The organism is Polaromonas sp. P3_C2 (assembly GCF_056402675.1).
Map to the genome: position 1 here is coordinate 1 of NZ_JBFUGX010001144.1, position 743 is coordinate 743.

At 63.0% G+C, this 743-nt stretch carries 1 protein-coding gene; it reads right to left on the reverse strand.

Features of this window, described 5'->3' with window-relative positions; translation table 11 throughout:
- Positions 1–743, reverse strand: a 743-nt coding sequence (locus AC1DWI_RS25215; RefSeq protein WP_477726190.1) for an extracellular solute-binding protein, incomplete at both ends; no start/stop codon positions are given.

Consider the following 743-nt stretch of genomic DNA (forward strand, 5'->3'; position numbering starts at 1 on the left):
CCGGTGGGTACCGTCCCCCAGCCATGTTCTTTGGCGACCAGATTGATGTACTCCCTGGAGGTAGCCCACTTCACGAAGGTCTGGGCAGCCGCGCCCTTGGTCGAGCTGGCCGGAATGGCCAGGTTCCACGTCCACAGCCAGTTGGCGCCCTTGGGCGTGACGGCAACAGGGGCCTGGGCAAAGGCCACCTTGTCGGCCACCTTCGACTGCTTCGGATCACTGATAAACGAGGCGGCGATGGTTGCGTCCACCCACATGCCGCACTTTCCTTCGTTGAAGAGTGCGAGGTTCTCGTTGAAGCTGTTGGCCGAGGCGCCGGGCGGGCCGTAGGCTTTCATCAGGTCCACGTAGAAGCCGATCGCGTCCTTCCACGGCTTGGTGTCGATCTGCGGTTTCCACTGCATGTCGAACCACTGGCCGCCGTTGGTATTGACCAGCGTGGTCAGGAAGGCCATGTTGTCGCCCCAGCCCGGCTTGCCGCGCAGGCACATGCCATACACACCGGCCTTCGGATCATGGATCTTGCCGGCCAGTTCCTTCACCTGTGTCCAGGTGGGCTGCTCGGGCATCTTGAAGCCGACCTTGTCGGCGAGGTCCTTGCGGTACATGAGCATCGAGCTCTCGCCATAGAACGGCGCGGCGTAGAGCTTGCCTTCGTACGACAGGCCGGCGCGGATGGCCGGCAACAGGTCGTCGACGTCATAGGCGGCATCGGTGGCAATGGGCTGCAGCCAGCCCTTCTT